At 63.5% G+C, this 16,258-nt stretch carries 16 protein-coding genes; 6 read left to right on the forward strand and 10 right to left on the reverse strand.

Annotated elements, in window-relative coordinates:
* Window positions 1-77: 77 nt before the first annotated feature.
* Entirely contained in the window at window positions 78-2,216 is a 2,139-nt protein-coding gene (locus tag ACZYW1_RS04415; RefSeq protein WP_463783592.1) for a hypothetical protein, read from the reverse strand.
* Window positions 2,217-2,283: 67 nt separating this feature from the next.
* Between ACZYW1_RS04415 and ACZYW1_RS04420 the strand changes: the two genes are divergently transcribed.
* Complete coding sequence (locus ACZYW1_RS04420) at window positions 2,284-2,658, forward strand: SdpI family protein (protein WP_463783593.1); 375 nt, start codon at window positions 2,284-2,286, stop codon at window positions 2,656-2,658.
* A 6-nt stretch (window positions 2,659-2,664) separates the two neighbouring features.
* On the opposite strand, the gene ACZYW1_RS04425 is transcribed toward ACZYW1_RS04420, so the two are convergent.
* The 6 genes from ACZYW1_RS04425 to ACZYW1_RS04450 all read right to left on the reverse strand — a co-directional run bounded on the left by ACZYW1_RS04425 (window position 2,665) and on the right by ACZYW1_RS04450 (window position 8,943).
* The gene (locus ACZYW1_RS04425; RefSeq protein ID WP_463783594.1) at window positions 2,665-3,087 is read right to left on the reverse strand and encodes a hypothetical protein; all 423 of its coding nucleotides are present in this window, start codon (window positions 3,085-3,087) and stop codon (window positions 2,665-2,667) included.
* Between the two features lie 291 nt (window positions 3,088-3,378).
* Window positions 3,379-3,801: a hypothetical protein gene (locus ACZYW1_RS04430; RefSeq protein ID WP_463783596.1), complete on the reverse strand. Its 423-nt coding sequence runs from the start codon at window positions 3,799-3,801 to the stop codon at window positions 3,379-3,381.
* Window positions 3,798-5,606 carry a WXG100 family type VII secretion target gene (locus tag ACZYW1_RS04435; RefSeq protein WP_463783597.1) on the reverse strand — a complete coding sequence of 603 codons (1,809 nt, stop codon included), beginning with the start codon at window positions 5,604-5,606 and terminating at the stop codon, window positions 3,798-3,800. The genes ACZYW1_RS04430 and ACZYW1_RS04435 overlap by 4 nt, the downstream gene beginning before the upstream one ends.
* A 7-nt stretch (window positions 5,607-5,613) precedes the next feature.
* Entirely contained in the window at window positions 5,614-5,916 is a 303-nt protein-coding gene (locus ACZYW1_RS04440; RefSeq protein ID WP_463783599.1) for an RNA 2'-phosphotransferase, read from the reverse strand.
* A gap of 107 nt (window positions 5,917-6,023) precedes the next feature.
* Entirely contained in the window at window positions 6,024-8,291 is a 2,268-nt protein-coding gene (locus tag ACZYW1_RS04445) for a SpoIIE family protein phosphatase (RefSeq protein WP_463783600.1), read from the reverse strand.
* On the reverse strand, window positions 8,281-8,943 hold the full coding sequence (locus ACZYW1_RS04450; protein WP_463783603.1) for a biliverdin-producing heme oxygenase: 663 nt from the start codon (window positions 8,941-8,943) through the stop codon (window positions 8,281-8,283). Before ACZYW1_RS04450 ends, ACZYW1_RS04445 begins: the two co-directional genes overlap by 11 nt.
* A 295-nt stretch (window positions 8,944-9,238) precedes the next feature.
* On the opposite strand from ACZYW1_RS04450, the gene ACZYW1_RS04455 reads away from it, so the two are divergent.
* Together ACZYW1_RS04455 and ACZYW1_RS04460 are read left to right on the forward strand one after the other, a co-directional pair.
* Window positions 9,239-9,703, forward strand: a complete 465-nt coding sequence (locus tag ACZYW1_RS04455) for a hypothetical protein (protein WP_463783605.1) — start codon at window positions 9,239-9,241, stop codon at window positions 9,701-9,703.
* A gap of 54 nt (window positions 9,704-9,757) precedes the next feature.
* On the forward strand, window positions 9,758-10,477 hold the full coding sequence (locus ACZYW1_RS04460) for a peptidoglycan recognition protein family protein (protein ID WP_463783607.1): 720 nt from the start codon (window positions 9,758-9,760) through the stop codon (window positions 10,475-10,477).
* Window positions 10,478-10,483: 6 nt separating this feature from the next.
* On the opposite strand, the gene ACZYW1_RS04465 is transcribed toward ACZYW1_RS04460, so the two are convergent.
* Window positions 10,484-10,720: an excalibur calcium-binding domain-containing protein gene (locus ACZYW1_RS04465; RefSeq protein WP_463783608.1), complete on the reverse strand. Its 237-nt coding sequence runs from the start codon at window positions 10,718-10,720 to the stop codon at window positions 10,484-10,486.
* A gap of 207 nt (window positions 10,721-10,927) precedes the next feature.
* On the opposite strand from ACZYW1_RS04465, the gene ACZYW1_RS04470 reads away from it, so the two are divergent.
* From ACZYW1_RS04470 to ACZYW1_RS04480, 3 genes are all read left to right on the forward strand, one after another.
* The gene (locus ACZYW1_RS04470) at window positions 10,928-11,764 is read left to right on the forward strand and encodes a CDP-diacylglycerol diphosphatase (RefSeq protein ID WP_463783610.1); all 837 of its coding nucleotides are present in this window, start codon (window positions 10,928-10,930) and stop codon (window positions 11,762-11,764) included.
* A gap of 107 nt (window positions 11,765-11,871) precedes the next feature.
* Window positions 11,872-12,234: a hypothetical protein gene (locus tag ACZYW1_RS04475; RefSeq protein ID WP_463783612.1), complete on the forward strand. Its 363-nt coding sequence runs from the start codon at window positions 11,872-11,874 to the stop codon at window positions 12,232-12,234.
* Between the two features lie 98 nt (window positions 12,235-12,332).
* Complete coding sequence (locus tag ACZYW1_RS04480) at window positions 12,333-12,818, forward strand: universal stress protein (protein ID WP_463783613.1); 486 nt, start codon at window positions 12,333-12,335, stop codon at window positions 12,816-12,818.
* Window positions 12,819-12,830: 12 nt separating this feature from the next.
* On the opposite strand, the gene ACZYW1_RS04485 is transcribed toward ACZYW1_RS04480, so the two are convergent.
* Window positions 12,831-14,249, reverse strand: coding sequence for an SDR family NAD(P)-dependent oxidoreductase (locus tag ACZYW1_RS04485; RefSeq protein WP_463783615.1), 1,419 nt, complete (start codon window positions 14,247-14,249; stop codon window positions 12,831-12,833).
* A 70-nt stretch (window positions 14,250-14,319) separates the two neighbouring features.
* Complete coding sequence (locus tag ACZYW1_RS04490) at window positions 14,320-15,846, reverse strand: adenylate/guanylate cyclase domain-containing protein (protein WP_463783616.1); 1,527 nt, start codon at window positions 15,844-15,846, stop codon at window positions 14,320-14,322.
* Window positions 15,847-16,258 lie beyond the last annotated feature (412 nt).

The following is a 16,258-nucleotide window of genomic DNA, read 5'->3' on the forward strand; positions in this document are numbered from 1 at the left end:
TTTCCCGGGCGCGCGCCGCTGACCGGCGCCGGCGACGCTCGCCACCGATGTACTCCGCGTGCGTTCCATGTGAGGGCTCACTTCCCGTCGGTTGCGTTGTCTTCGACACACAGGCGCGGAAGGCGTGCCAACCGGTCGGCGTCCTCGTTCTCCACCTGCAGGTAGCGACGCCCGTCATCGGCGGTGGCGACCTCGACGGACGGGCCGTCCCCGCTGACGCTGTCAGGTTCCATGAACAGCTGTAGTTCGCCGGAGTCGGCGTAGAGCATGGCGTCGTCGATGGAGAGCTTCCATGGCTGGTCATCGGTCGGCCAGCGGCCGGCGACCACCCGGACCTCAGGGTGTTCGGCTTCTTCGTCGTCGACCGCGACGCTGCCGATCCACATCTTCGACGGCAGCGGGCGGAAGTACACCGCGAGGCGCTGACGGTTGAAGTCCACGTCGACCGGTATTCCGATCGGCGGCAACGACGTTCCCTCCGGACGGTCGTTGAGCGATTGCTTCACTTGCCGAGAGCCGAGCCCGACGCCGAACCAGTCGATGGTCAGCACAGTGGTGAGGTACTGCACGATGGCGAGACTCAGCAGACCGCCTGCGCCCGCGGCGCCAACGCCGGCCGCCCCCGCCACCCAGGTCACCGGCAGCGCGAGCAGTCCGACAGTGGCCGCGGCACCGGCTGCCGCCGCCACCTTCCCGGGGATGGTCAGGCTGAAGTCCGGGTTGACTTCCGCCTCGGACGGATTCTGGGTCGGTCGCACGCCGACGGTCTTGGGAAGGTCGTCGAGCCGCTCGTGGACCCGTTTGACCTCCGCCTCGTACTCTTCGTCGCTCAACCGGCCGGCCCGCTTCTGGTCGCGAGCCGCGCTGAGCGCTTGCTCGAGGCTCTCGATGGTTTCCAGATCGGCGCGACGGGTCTCGTGGCCATCGGGATCGCGCGGGATGTCGTCGAGACCCATCTCGTAGGTGACTTTGAAGGTGGCGTTGAAGTCATAGAGGGTGGTTTCAGCGCTCACCGTGCCGTCGACGACCAGCCGGCCGTCCTGAGTGCGCGGCACGACGTCGGCGTCGAGGGCTTCCAGGCAGCGCTCCTGCCCGCCGATGGAAATGGTCTTCGGGCCCGCAAGCAGGCAAGGAACCTCGGCGTCGAAGTCGCTCTCCTCGAGATCGAAGGTGTTCATCACCGTGTCGCGGACCTGACGAAGAATGCTCCAGCCCGTGACGGCCAATCCTGTTTTCTCATGCGGGTTTTCGGCCAGAATCGAGATAGGCAGCTCTTCGCCCGACGGCAACTCGCGCACGGTCTGCAGCTGAATGACCATGGACTCATGGGTGACCCCGCCGAGGTCGAAGCGCTGGACAACGGCGTCGAGGGCTTTCACCGTACTGTCGTCGCGTGACTCGGCGTCGACTTCCAGCGCGGCCGGCATCAGGTCCATCACGCCGCCCTCGCCCATCTCGGCGAGTTTGGGTCGGACAGCGTCGGCGATCTGGGCGGCCAACGAGTCCAGCACTCTGAGCCTGGCGTCGTCGTCGGAAAGGGTGGGATGTTGCACCTTTTCGAGGTTCACCATCAACTCGCCGGCGATGCAGTGGGTGATCCAGTACGCCTCGGCGTAATCCAGTTCCCAGGTGATGCGCGGATCTTGGTCGGTGAACGCGACACTGCCGTCAGGGCGCCGGTCGATGTGCGCACCGAATATCTGCGATGCATAGTCATCGTCGGAGGGCTTGACCAGCAGCACAGGCGAATCCTGGCCGTTGAAATTCAGCGCGATAGTTTGCTTGCCCGGCTCTGTTTCCCGTGGTTCGAGCTGATCGTGGACGGTCAGCCGCCCGAATAGCGGGATCTCGTTGTACGGGATGTCGCGCGACTCATCGGCGCGCGGGCCGTCCGGGACCGTGATTGTCCTGGGCGGCAACGAGACCAGCGGAATACACGACACCGAGTCGATGGCGATTTTCGAGTCGAAGATTGCCAGATCGATTGCGAAATGCCTTAGTGGATCCGTAGTTTCGTCGTCAATTTGTTCCTGCCACGGCCGCTGCTGCGCGTCGTGGATGAACCAGACGCGGTCGAGGGTCAGATCAAGTGTCGCGGTGGCCGAGTAGCCGGGTCCGTCGACTGCCTCGGTGTACTGGTCGCCGCCGAACATCTCGACGGTCTGATCCTGGACGCGTTCTCGGTGTATCTCGATCATCGTGTCGGGCCGTTGCATGCCGATCTTGTACCCAGAACATGCGGTATTACAACAGCCCTTCCGACCTGCTCATAGGGTTGTCGAGATGGGATCTGAGAGCGTTGCCTTGACCGCCTTCATGGCCGCAACCTTCGTGTTCCTGACCGCCCTGCTCATCGCCATCGACTGGGCGGCCGCGAAGGGGCGCCTGCGGCGTAACCAATTCGTCGGGATTCGCACACCTTCGACGATGCGCAGTGATCGCGCATGGGTGGCCGGTCACCGGGCAGCGCTGCGCCTGACGCCACTGCACGTCGTCACGGGCGTTGCGGTTGTTGCGGCGGTCTTGTCGGTGCGGACCGTCCGCGGTCTCAACATCGCCGGGCCCTGCGGTGCAATCGTTTTCGTCGCTGTGGCCCTGGTGACCGCGATGGTGGCGGGTCGGGCCGCGAAGGTGGCGGAGCGGGATTCTGCGCTGTGAACCGGCCTAGTTCCGGAGGATTCCAGCGTGCGCGTCGTCGTAGCATTCGACTATTCGATCTCTCACTGCTGTCAGCTGCTCAGAATCGGACTTGGCCTTGTAACCGACGTTTTTAGCCAGCTCCTCGAGCGACACATCGGGAGTCGGCGAGAACTCATTGAGGAATCGCCAGGTCAGCGACCGGTCTTGCGGACCGAACGCGTTGCGCGCGGATATCGGAGCGATCATGCAATTGACGTTGCCTTCACGCGATGACTTGTAAATTTGAATCTTGCAATCAGACGCACGGTAGTAAACGACTGCGGCCGGTCGCCCGCCTTCGTCGAAACTGCCGTCAACCTCTTCCGTTAACCCGTCGAACGTGAGGCCCAATTTATCCAATGTCGGTCCAACGATCGTTCGTACGTCGTCAGCGAACGTTGATGCCACTGCTCACCTCGTCAGCAATCGTGCTTCGACGCGAATCTGCGACGAGCTGGCTCGATATGAATTTGGAATAGCGCTTCAAGCCAAGCCATTTCGGTTTCGTCATCTGCACCCGGCCCTGGCGTCACGAGATCATCGCGTGCCTCACTCAGCATCAGCATGAGGTGCCATTTTTCCGATCTGTTGCTTAGCGACCGAAAATCCGGCCTGCGCCAGGCAGGGTCTAAGTTTCTGTTCCACTCGGACTGCGTCCATCGACAAGCTTCTCCGCCACTTAACAGAAATGGCCGCCCGCTAGCTCGGCGGACCGTACTTCTCCAGAATACCGGCCCTCGCCGCGTCAAAGTGCTTGATAATGCGATCTTTCACCCAATCCAACCGGTCGTCGTACGCCCGTACTTCCGCGAGCGCGGCGCGGACCCGCTCCTGGGGTGAAACATTTGGTGGCCGCTCTGAAAAGTAACTGACGAAGTACCACTTCTCGTCATTCAACCCGAATTGATTGCGGGCATTCGCCGGCGCAACCATGCAATTGGTTTCGCCTTCGCGCGCAGAATAGTAGATCTGTAATTTACAGTCGGTAGATCGGTAGTAAACGATGTGACGCGCGGCCCCGCCATCATCAGGACTGTCATCCACGTCGTCTAATACGAAACCAAGACTGTCTAGCAGCGGCTCAATTTTGACCTTGACTTTTGCGTAAAACTCGGAGGTCATCTCGTCCCTCCTCCCATGTGTATCCACGAGTCTCCGACGCGCTCGTAACCATACGTGTGCGCCACCTCGTTGAGATAATTTACTTCGTAGGAAGCATAAGATCCTGCACGGTCTTCGGCCATGTGCTCCAGAGACGAGTATTTGGGATCCAGCACGAAGTCGATACGCCCGACCTGATCCTCCATCTGAGTGCGAAGGAATTGCTCGTTGACCGGCCAGACTAGATCTTGCTCGGTGTATTTGTTCAACCCCTCGGCTAGGGCTTTCCATGTCGGGTCGCCCGTATCGAAGAAGATGCCGCCGTGCGACCGGGCTTCACCGATGTAGCCGCCGTCCTGGCCGTCCCATCTCCCCAGCACTACTCGATCGGGATTGTCACCAACCGTGTGAGTCACCATGTCAGAGAGATGTTCCGTCAGGCCTCCAGTGGGCTCCCCATGCGTGAAAGCTGAAAAAAGATCTTGGGCCGCTGACTCAGCCCACTTGTGGTAACTGGTCGGATTGTCAAGGCCGATATCAACATTCGCGGGACGCGTCATGCCGGCATACACGTCGATATCACTAAGCCCTGCCCTCAGGCCCAAGGTCTCTGGACCGAACATCATCGCCGGCGCGGAGATGGCAGCGTCAGCAGTTCTGCCGCCCGCGTAGTAAGCGGGGTTGTCCAGGAAGCTCTTGACTTCGTGCGTCAGATCATTGACGGGGGCAAGCGGCCCGTAGCGTGCCAGTTCCTCGGCTCTGTTCGCCAGGCCCTTCGCCATTCCGCCCCAGGCGTCGCCCATTGCGCCGCCGCCGTTTTGCCCGGTGAGGTCGTGGATTGCGTTCTCCATGGCGAACCATCGGTCGCCGAATCCCTCACCGAATCCCGGGGCAGGCGGCCGCGGGGCTTCCGGGGCGACGTAGTTCGGCGCCCCGGCATTCAACCACTGCTGGGTATTGGCGACGACTGCATCGAGCCTGGCCTCGATCTGCTCCGGCGGCACGCCGTCGTTGATCATTGTCTGGCGTGCCATTGCCTTGAAACTCTCGATTTCCGCCGGCTTCAACGGCGGCGGGGCAGCGCCCCTGTTCGCAGGTGGTATTCGGCTCAACAGCTCGAGCGGATCTCCGGACGGGCCCTTGGGGCCGGCCGGCTCACCGCGCCCAAGCATCATGTCTTCCAGCGACGGCGTCACGCCACCCGCAGCATCACCTGGAATCGGCGGCCCCTTTGCCGGGTCGCCGCCACTCTGCGCGCCGGCAGGACCGGCCGATAAAAGCATGTCTTGCAACGTCTTCGGCTCACCCGCACCCAGCGGTGAGGGTGCAACGCCATCCGGAACCTCGCCAACGGCGCTGCGAATCGCGGCGGCGAGTTCTTGATCAGCGCTGTGCGCGTGCAGCCTGCAGACGTCGAGCGTCCCCTGCAGCTGTTGTTGCGCAAGCAACTTGGCGTTCTCGAGCTTCGCGCCACCGGTGTCGACCCGCCAGTCCGAGGTGATGGTGAAGCCGAACTGGTGTGCCGATTGCTCAATGCTCTCGAGCTCAGCCTTGACCGCTCGCACGTCAGCCTCGGCACGCGATACCGCCGCGGCGACCTGCCTGGACTCATGCCCGTCTGCTTCGATGTCACGCCGCGTCTTGCCGAGGTCGGCACGAAACGCGTCGCCGGACTCCCCGTGCCATTCACTGAGATTGAGGTGCACCTGCTGCAGGTTGTCGCCCAGCGTCTGCAAACTCGACGCGCGATTGGTGGCGGTCTGGAACACACCGTGGATCGCTTCAGGATCCCAACGCTTGACGTCGGCCGGAGTCAGCGGCGCCACGAACTACCTACTCCCCCAACGACCTGACCGCTTGAGTCGAGTTGTCCTCGTGGGCGACGAAGCGAGTCATTGCCTCACCGACATGTGACCCCAGCCTGCCGACCTGTGACTTGTGATGACCGTGGCGGGCTTCCCAGCGCGCGGCTAGCTCGCCGAGCGCCTCCTGCGAAGAGCCGATCCAACCCGAGGCGGCCGCGGCCAAACCGTCCTCGTGGCCGACGAAACGCAACGACGCATCACCCACCGAATCCAGCAGGTCATTGCTGCCGTTGTGCAGCGCGACGGGATCGACCTTCACCTCGTCGGCCATGACGATCGCTCCTGTTCGATGGGCTTTCGCGCCGAAGCATAACGCGAAGTACGGGGGTGCGCCCTTCACCTTTTTCGCCAGGCTAAAGCCTGGTCAACGGTCGATATTCAGGGTCGGCGGAGGGTGACGATGGTGACGTCGTCGTGGGCGTCACCCCACTCCATCACCTCCCGGATTCGCGACGCCGGCGCGTCACCCGGGCGGGTGAGAGTCTCCTTGAGCCGGTTGATGCCGTCGTCGATCGCCTCACCGCGTCGTTCGACCAAACCGTCGGAGTACATGACCAGCCTGTGCCCCGACTCGATGGTGAACGTGCTTGCCGCGTAGGTCACGTGCTTGAGACCGATCGGCGGTGAAAGCTGTATGGGCGCCTGGAAAGCCGTCACCGCGTTCGTCAGGAATGGGATCAGGTGGCCCGCGCAGGCTGCCTCGACCTCCCCGGTGCTGAGATCGATGCGCGCGACGACCACCGTGGCGAACGCCCGCGGCATCAGGTGCTCGCAGAAATCGTTGAGCTCCTTCAGCGCCTCCGCTGGATGGGTACCAACGAACAGTTGCGCGCGCAAGGCATTACGCAACTGCGCCATCGTGCCCGCAGCGGTGATTCCATGTCCGGCAACATCACCCAGAACCACCACCAGTCGCCCGTCACGCAATTCGAAAGCGTCGTACCAATCGCCGCCGACCCGACCGCCTGCTGCAGGCTCATAGTGTGCCGAAAGCTGCCAATTCTCAAGGGTGGGAATGGAATCGGGCAGCAAGCTGAGTTGCATCGTCTCGGCCATGCGTAGCGCACTGCGAGTGCGGCGATAGAGCGATTCGACCAGATGACGGCGCAGCGCCTCGGCCGACTCGGTCTCGGTCACGGTCCACGGTTCGCTGCGTTCCCGCACGACCTCGCGCCAACGTTCGAACGACTTACGCGGGCTGATTCGTACTTCTTCACCCTCGCTGACGGCAATCGCCTTATTGTGCGGATCGCCACCCCAGTCCACGGATCGCTCCACCTCGCGTCGGAACCAGATGGCGTATTGACCGTCGGGCAAGTTCAGCGCGAACGCCCCAGCAGCCACGTGCGGGTCGAGGCGCAACCCAGGCAGGTCCCGGGAGAGAAACTCGGTGCTCGCAATTTCTTCTCCCGCCCCGCGCGCCCATTCCGCGACCGCGGTCACCGCCTCTGGCGATGGGACCGTTCCGCGGACTTGGGTGTCGCCGTCGATACTGATCACGACGCCGTCCGCGGGGACGAGGTCCAGTAAGTCGGGCGCCCCCAACAACGCTGACGCGATCGATTCGTCCTCGCCCATCGTGGCGGACGTGAGCTTGGCCAATACGGCTTGCGATGCCAGGCGCTTGTGTAGTTGATCGTCCTCGAACTGATCGACCAGACGCAGCGACAGAGTCGATCCGAGGAATTCGGCCGCCGCTCGAGTGCCGAACGGCGGAAGGTGCGGACCCGCGTAGTGATGACACGCAATGAGTCCCCACAGCCTTCCGCGCCGCAGCAACGAAATCGACATCGACGCGTGCACGCCCATGTTCTGCAGATATTCGATGTGAATCGGTGACACGCTGCGCAGCGTCGCGTACGTCAGATCAAGCGCCGCGCCGGTGTCCGGGTCGACGGGCGGCATCAGTGGAATCGGCGTGTAGTTGACGTCCGATATGAGCCGGATCCAATTCTTTTCATAAAGCGCACGCGCCTGCGCTGGGATGTCAGTGGATGGGTAGTGCAGGCCGAGAAACGAATTCAGCTCGTCGCGCTTCGACTCGGCGACAACCTCACCGTTGTAGTGATCGTCGTAGCGATAGACCATGACGCGGTCGAAGCCGGTGAGGTCGCGGACTGCACGCGCAGTGGTGTTGTACAACTCGGCCAGGGTCGACGCTTGGTTCAGCTCCTCTACGGAGCTCCGAACCGCCTGATACGTATTCGGGAACGAGAAAGGCCGCTCGCCGAAAGCGATTTCGAGCTCGACGAGCAGAACACCGTTCGGCTCACGGCGAAGAATGGCATCGAAGGGACGCAGGTCTCCGGCGACCTCGACCTGACAATCGAGTGGGTTGCGCTGGCGGAGCTCACCGAACGTGGACGCAGCCTGCTGAATGCGCGCGGCCTGCGCGACACCGATCAGCGCCGACAGGTGCTGTCCGAGGACGTCGTCGACGGAGCGGCCGAGGAGTTCGGCGACATTGGCGCTGACCTGCCGGATCTCGAAGCTGGGCTCACGCAGCACCGCCAGCACACCGCGCGGCTGGATGCTGCCGGGAATGTGAATGGGTTCGCGGGCGCAGTTGTCCAGGTCGATCGGTGTGCCCACCGGGACGAAGTCGTCGAGCGGCTGGTCGTCCGGCGCGAATGAGTCACCGTTCACGCGAACCGCTCTCCGCGAACTGGTCGCTGAGTTCGTCCAGCACAGCCTGGTTCAGTACGAACGCGAACTTGACCTCACGCAGCAACGTTTCGATCTGCTCGGCGTCGAGCGCCAGCGAGTCGAGACGAGCCCGGTACTCGTCCTTGTACTGCTTGGGCCGCACGGGGAACGCGTAGAACGCAAGACCCGCACCACCGAGGTCGAAGACGCGATCCAAGCTGCGACCGATGGCTTGGCCGCCGGACAGGTCGCCGAGATACCGGGTGTAGTGGTGGGCCAACAGCGCGGCACCGCTGTCGAGGCCTTCCAACCGACGTCGGTACGAGTCGGCGGCCGGCGACTCGAAATGTGCCGTCGGACCGTCGGCCCAGTGATGGAGGTCGCCGTCGATCGCCGGCAGACGTTCGAGCGCGGGGTCGTAGACCGTCGCGACGACTGGGTCACGGCGATAGTGACGGATCGCTTCCTCCAACGCGGCATAGATGGTGCGCAGCCTGACCAGGTAGGCACAGTAGGCCTCCGCGCCGAGGCTGCCATCGAGGAGGTCACTGATGAAGGGTGATCGTTCGGCGGCGTCGTGCTCTTTTTGCGAGGCGGCACGCATCGCGGCCGATAACTGCCAGGCGGCTGTGGGAACAGCAGCAGCATTCATCCACGTGCTCCACGGGTCGAGACTCACGATGACGGACAAGGGGTGAGGGGCGCCGATTCCGACAGTGTGTCAGACATCTGCCCGCGGCTCACCAGCCAGGTCACCTGTGTTTCGCGCGAATTTTGGCGACCGCCTTGAGGTCACGGCCGCTCCCCGCGGACTCCTTCCATGATCCGATTCGTGTCTTTTTCGTTAGGAATGTTTAGCCCAACTGTAATCGAGGGAATTACATACGTGTGATTCGTCGTTACACACCCTGAGGCCGTCCAGCCATGAGTCGAAAAGGACATCGGATATGAACACCATCCTCTACTTCAGTCCTGAGGGCGCCGTTTACGAAACCCGCGCCTACAGCAACGCCGATATCGTCGGGCTGGTTCACGATTACGGGCTGGAAAGCCTCAGCAGTGCCGACCGTCAGTTCGACTATTGGTTCACTCCGTCCACTCGACGTTGCCGGCGCAAGGTGAATCGCAGCGCTACCGAAATGCTTCTGGCGACCACCGAGTTCACCGCAAAAACCGTTCCGCTGCTGTACGGCGCGGTGGTCGTCGCGACTCACGATTCCGTGGGCGATCTCGACGGACTCAGCTGGAAGCAGTTGGACCTGCTCAGCAAGCGTGCCGCCACTCTGACGCGACGGGACGACCGGGTGCTCAACCGGCGGATCAAGCGGGAAACGCAACGCCTGGCGGACCTGGCCACGGCAAACGTCGTGACCGGTCGGTACGTCGAGCAGCGCATCGTGACCGGAAACTGACCGACCGGAGCCGTAAGCGTCCGAGATGATCGGCACGGTCCGTACCGTGAGGCCATGAATGGGCTCTCACCGCAGGCGGTCAGCCGCCGCCGGCTGTTCCGGTTTGCGGGAAGCGTTGCCGTCGCGTCCGCTGTCGGCGCGTGCTCTAGTTCGGCGAGCTCGACCACCCGCGTTCAGTCGACGGCCGCCGAATCGGCGCTGTTGCTGTGCCGGGAGGCGTGGGGCGCGCGACCTGCGCGGCCCGGCGGAAAACACCACACGATTACCCGGCTGACTCTCCACCATGAGGCAGTTGTGCTGGGCGACAACCGAAACGCTCCGGAGCGGCTGCGCAAAGACCAGGAGTACCACCAGAACAAGGGTTGGATCGATATCGCGTATCACGTCGCTGTCGACCGCAATGGCAACCTCTACGAATTGCGGAGCACCGAGTTGGCCGGCGACACGGCGACCGATTACGACACCACCGGACATTTCCTGGTGCTCTGCGAAGGCGACTTTGATCGCGAGGCAGTGTCGGAAGCCCAACTTCGCGGAACAGCACTGGCATTCGCCTGGGCCGCGCAGAATTTTCGCGTCAAGACCGAAACGTTGGCAGGTCATCGAGACTTCGCGCAGACGTCATGCCCCGGCGCGAATCTCTATGCCCACCTGTCGTCCGGCGACCTCAAGCGCCGCATCGACGCTGTGCTCGCGGCGGGCGGAGTGAACCTAGAGCGGTTCTGCGGACCCGACGCGACCGCGCGGGTCGCGGCCATCGAAGCCGGCCACTGAGCCGCGTCACCGTCTCGAGCGATGTGCTTTTGAAGGCTCGCAGGCCAGACCATCACCGTCGAAGTCCAACTCCGGCTGATAGGCCGGGTCGGTGTAGGGAATGCTGGATCGCCCGTCGGCGCGGGCCTGGTCGCAGTCCTGGTAAGGCGGGTCGGCTGACGCCACCGACGCAGTACCGACCTCGACCCCGAACAGCAGCGTCAAGCCGACGCAGGCGGCGTGCAGCGCGCGGATCGTTACCACCCTCGCTATTTTAGGCAACTCGCGCGCCGCAAGGGCGCGTTTGTTTACGCCGAGCCCCCGGTGAATGAATCCGACCCGCTCATCCAGCCTTCAGGCGCACCCACCGTTATTGGAGCTCCGTCGAATAAACTCGGCGATTCTCGCCCGTGCCGCCCTGACCTGCCGATACGCTCCCTCCACTCAAATACCCGATACGAGGGGCGGCAAATGGCACACAATTCGACCGGTCGAGACCTCAGTCGCCGACGGTTCATCACAACCTCAGCGGCGCTCAGCGCCAGCGTGGCATTTGCCGGAACTGGATCCTGGCCCGCTTTTGCCGATCAACCGAACGACAACTGCGGCGGTAAGGACGACAACGTCTCGCTGTGGAAGGACGTCAAGGACGCCACCCCGGCGGCGCCGCATCCCAATACCAAGGTCGACTATCCGATGAACCCGAAGAATCCTGAGCCTAAAGACGGTTACGCGGTTCACACCGGTGGTCCGGAGTTCGCCGAGTGGGATTGGTTGGTACTACCCCTCGTTCGGGCGACCGGAATCGAATGCCACAAATGCTGGAAGCCCGACGAAATGCTCAACCTCTGGCCCTGGGCCGCGAATTGGGCCAAAGATTCGGCCAGCCATCTCGCCGGACAGGACTGGGTGCTGGCCATCAATTCCGGCAACACCCACAAGGTCCCGCAATTACACATCCACGTCACCAGGTTCGAGCACAACATCCGGACCATGCTGACCGAGGCGGCCAAGACGGCTAAGCCCGCGACCACCGCCGCCGACTGGCCGAATCACACCGTGGCACTGGACGACAAGCTGTACCGGTGGCTGCAGCTGAAATCGATCGACCATCAATTGTTTGCAGATGTGCGTAACTACGTGGCCAAAAGCGACCAGGCGATGGTCGATCAAATCATTGCCGTCATCCAGGTCGACCCCAGCAACCCGGGCGGCGGGTACTACGTCCTCAACAGCGACAAGGCATTGAGTGCTCACAAGCCGTTCGGTGTCGACTACGTCGAGAACCTCATGCACCGCAAGCACTAGACGCCGGACCGAATACAAGGGAAAACCCTGTATCGCCCGAGCAACCGCCGCCATAGCGTCACCTAGAGAACCCCGGGGGGCTCTCGGGTGTCGCGAAGGAGATGGAAATGATCGGTGCACACCGCTTGATGGGCTCGGCCGCGGTCCTTGCCTGTATGGCCATCGGTTCGACCGGTCCTGCGTGGGCCGCACCGCCGGCCGACGGCGACTACATCGGAACCGTGACCGAAAGCAGCGACCCCGGCCAAGCCCGCGTGGGCAACACCACGAACATGCACCTGTCGTCCTGTGGTGACGGATGCATTCATCTGCAGGGCCGGGGCTGGACCGCCGACACCCACCCGGAGGGTGCTGTGTGGAGCGGTCCCACGTCCGGGGGTGACCATGTCTGGTTTGACGAGAACACCCTCGCCGGCGGGATGGACTGGAGCAACGGTGTCCACCTGAAGACCCAGATGAAGCGCGCCTAAACCGGCGACAACGCCGGCTGTTTGCCGGAATGAGCCCTCTCGCTGAAATCGGGCCGATAGGGTCGTGCTGTCGTCGCGGACCGACTGATGGAGGCGCTATGAGCTATCGGGTGATCGTGGTTGGCACGGACGGCTCGGAGTCGTCGTTCCGCGCGGTCGACCGTGCGGGCGCTATCGCCGCGCAAGACTCAGCCAAGCTGGTCATTGCGAGCGCGCACACCGACACCTCGGAAAAGGGTGGATGGTCGCGACCCCCGTCCCCCGATCGGGTGACCGACGGCAGGGCCGCCGACAGCCTCGGCGATTCGGGTTACCGCATGCACGGAAGCGCGCCCGTATACGCAATCCTTCAAGATGCCCGCCTACGTGCGAAGTCCGCGGGTGCCAGCGACATCGAAGAGCGCTCGGTCGTCGGGGCGCCGGTCAACGCGTTGCTGAAGCTGGCCGACGAGGTCGATGCGGACTTGCTCGTCGTCGGCAACTTGGGTCTGGGCACTGTCGCCGGCCGCCTGTTGGGCTCGGTACCCGACACCGTTGCACGCAAGGCGAAGGTCGACATCTTGATCGTCCACACCATCGACTGACGCGGTGCTGCGCTACCAATTGCTCGGTGCGTAGTCCTTCAGGAAGCAGCCGTACAGATCCTCGCCGGATTCCCCGCGAACGATGGGGTCATAGACCCGGGCGGCACCGTCGACCAGATCCAGCGGGGCGTGGAAGCCCTCCTCGGCGAGGCGAAGCTTGGTCGGGTGCGGACGCTCATCGGTGATCCAGCCCGTGTCGACCGCGGTCATCAGAATGCCGTCCTGCTCCAGCATCTCTCCGGCACTGGTCCGGGTGAGCATGTTGAGCGCTGCCTTGGCCATGTTGGTGTGCGGATGCCCGGGACCCTTGTAGGCGCGGCTGAACTGGCCTTCCATCGCCGAAACGTTGACGACGTATTTGCGCCGCGCGGGCGATGACGCCATCGCCGGGCGCAGCCGGCTCACCAGAATGAACGGCGCCGTCTGGTTGCACAGCTGCACTTCGAGCAGCTCCATCGCGTCGACCTCGTGCACGCGTTGGGTCCAACTGTTGATCGATGCGGTGTCGGGCAGCAGACCGCCGGCGTCGATCGCGATGCCCGCAGCGATCCGGTCGGGTGACGCGCTTCGCGCGGCGAGCGCCAATTCGGTTAACGCGTGCGGAGTTTGGTGTTGCGCGAGACTTCCGGCCAGCGCCGCGGGATGGGCGTCGCTGACCCGGTCGAAAGTGATGACGTCGACGAGCTCCGGCGCCGGCGTCCGCTCGGCGTCGACGAGGGCCGCGTAGGAGCCAGGTGCCCTGCGCACGGTCTGAGCGGCGTTGTTGATCAGAATGTCCAGCGGCCCCTGCGCGGCCACGGTGTCCGCAAGCGCCACGACCTGAGCCGGGTCCCGCAGGTCGATGCCCACCACCCGCAGTCGATGCAGCCAGTCGCCGCTGTCGGGCATCGAAGCGAAGCGGCGCACGGCGTCGTTCGGAAACCGGGTCGTGATGGTCGTGTGGGCACCGTCGCGAAGCAGACGCAGCGCGATGTACATGCCGATCTTCGCGCGGCCGCCGGTGAGCAGCGCACTCCTGCCGGTCAGGTCGGCGCGGGCGTCGCGCTTGGCGCGGTTGAGCGCGGCGCAGTCCGGGCAGAGTTGGTGATAGAACGCGTCGACGACGGTGTGGTGGTTCTTGCAGATGTAGCAGGCCCGCGATCGGAGCAGCGTTCCGGCGCTCGCCCCGACCGCGGTCGAGACAAGCGGCAGGCCTGCGGTTTCATCGTCGATGCGGCCCGGGGCACCCGTCGCAGTAGCAGCGATGACGGCGCGGTCGGCGGCCGCCACCGCGTCGCGCTTGGCGTGCCGGCGGGCTTTCTTGACCGACTTGAACAGGCGTGCGGTGGCGCGGCGCACTGTCACCGCGTCGGGATGCTCCGGCGGCAACGCCTCGATATCGGCTAGCACCTGAAGGCAAATGTCGAGCTTGCCTGGGTCGATCGCGTTCACGGTGGAAGGGTACGGCGTCGCGACCTCGGCCGACGGCATCAGGCGGTGTGAGGTACCCAGACTCGTGACGTCAGGTTGACTCATCGACCTCTGGATCTACCGTAAATACCTGCACCGCCGCCGACTTGCCCTTCAACGCGTGCGATCCCCGGTCGATCAGGCCGAGCGGCCGGCGAGCGAGCGCGTCGACGCACGATTGGCTGATCAAGACGGTGTCGCCGGTCGATTTGGTCAGCTGCTCGATGCGGGCCGCGACGTTCACTGCGTCACCGATCAGCGTGAACTCGAGTTTTCCTCCGCCGCCGATGGTGCCCGCGATCACGACGCCGGTGTTGATTCCGACACCGATCTTGAGAGCGCTGCCGAATTGCGCGTCAACCCGCCGCAGAATTCGCCGGGCAACGGACACGGCTTGATCGGCGTGATTCGCGAGGTCGTTCGGCGCACCGAATACAGCCAGCGCCCCATCGCCGAGGAATTTGTTGACATGCCCTCCGGCATCGACGACGGCAGGCACGACAATCTCGAACAGCGCGTTCAAACGGGCAACGGTGTCCTCGGCCGTATTTGCCTCGGCGAACGGAGTGAAATCGCGGATGTCGATGAACATCACGGTCACTTGGCGACGCTCGCCGGTGAACACGTCGTCGCCCTGCTCGAGTAGCCGCGACGCCAACGCAGGATCGACGTACGTCCCGAAGGCACCTTGAAGCCGTTGCCGCTCAGCCAAACCCGTCTGCATCCGGTTGAACGACCCTGCCAGCGCGCCCAAATCGTCGTCTTGTACCACCGGCAAACGCTGGCTGTAATCCCCCATCGCGACACGTTCGGCACCGGCAGCGAGGTCGCGTATGGGTTGAAGTGATTGAGAGAAGCCGAGCCCGACAGTGACCGGTACCGCAAAAGCGAACGTCATGAGTCCACCGATCACAACGGACAGGATTGGAGCGTCGCTGACTGAATTGAATGCGGTCGCAAGCATCGCGCCGGCCACTCCGTATCCGAGCGACACGGAGATCATCGACAAGTTGGAGCGCATGGCGAACGAGGGGCGCGACCGCGGCAACGTGTCGCCGATACCGGTATCACCGATGAGGGCGATACGAACTGGTCGCATCGTTCCCTCGACGATGCTGTGGTAGGCGATCAGTTGCACGGCCGCTCCGATGACGGCGCCCCGCATCCCGTATTGGATCACTCGCGACCAGGGAGCCCCGGCTATCGCGGCGATGCCGACCGAAAGCACAGCGGCCCAAACGCCGGTCGCCCACACCACTCGAATCGATGCGGTGCGGGCATAGGTGTAGGTGGCTTCCAACGCTTTCAGTGGATCGACATCTTGGCCCGCCCCCCACTGCTTCACCAGTCGGGCCCACCGACGACTCGGGAGGATCATGATGCACGCCAGCACAGCAATTGCGGCGACGGTGACAGCCGTTGCCCCGCAGTAATTGTCGGACTTCTCGAAGGCGACGATCGGCAGTGATACCAGCGTCGAGTAGATCGGCAGTGACACGAAAACGCTGGTCGCGCAGAGCCACCAGATGTAGTACCTCGACCCGTATCGGTCCCACGCCCACTGCCAAATGCGGTCCATGTCGGGAGATTAAAGGGACAAAAGCCGCGACAGATCAGAAGTGCACATCTGGTGAGCGAGCCAACCCCAGTGGGAAGGTACGGCGTCGCGACCTCGGCTGACGGCATCAGGCAGTTGCTCACGCGTCAAAAGTCAGGGCCGGCCCGAGCGCCGAAACCTCAATTGGCCTCGCGGCTGCGCTCAAAACCTACGTACTATGGGTAACTAGTCGGGGTTCATCGCATCCGAAAGGAACGCACGGCCCATGAAAACGGGGATGGCGATACCGCTTCAGCGCATCGATACGTGTGACGAACTTGCTGCTCTGCCGCTGAAATCGATGGTTCGCGAAGTGCTACAGCGCCGACCCTTTGCCGCCGACCACGGCGGTGTCTGGGAACGACGACGGTCGGGTTGGAACCAGATTTCCGGA

The organism is Mycobacterium sp. IDUB_36 (genome assembly GCF_055419225.1).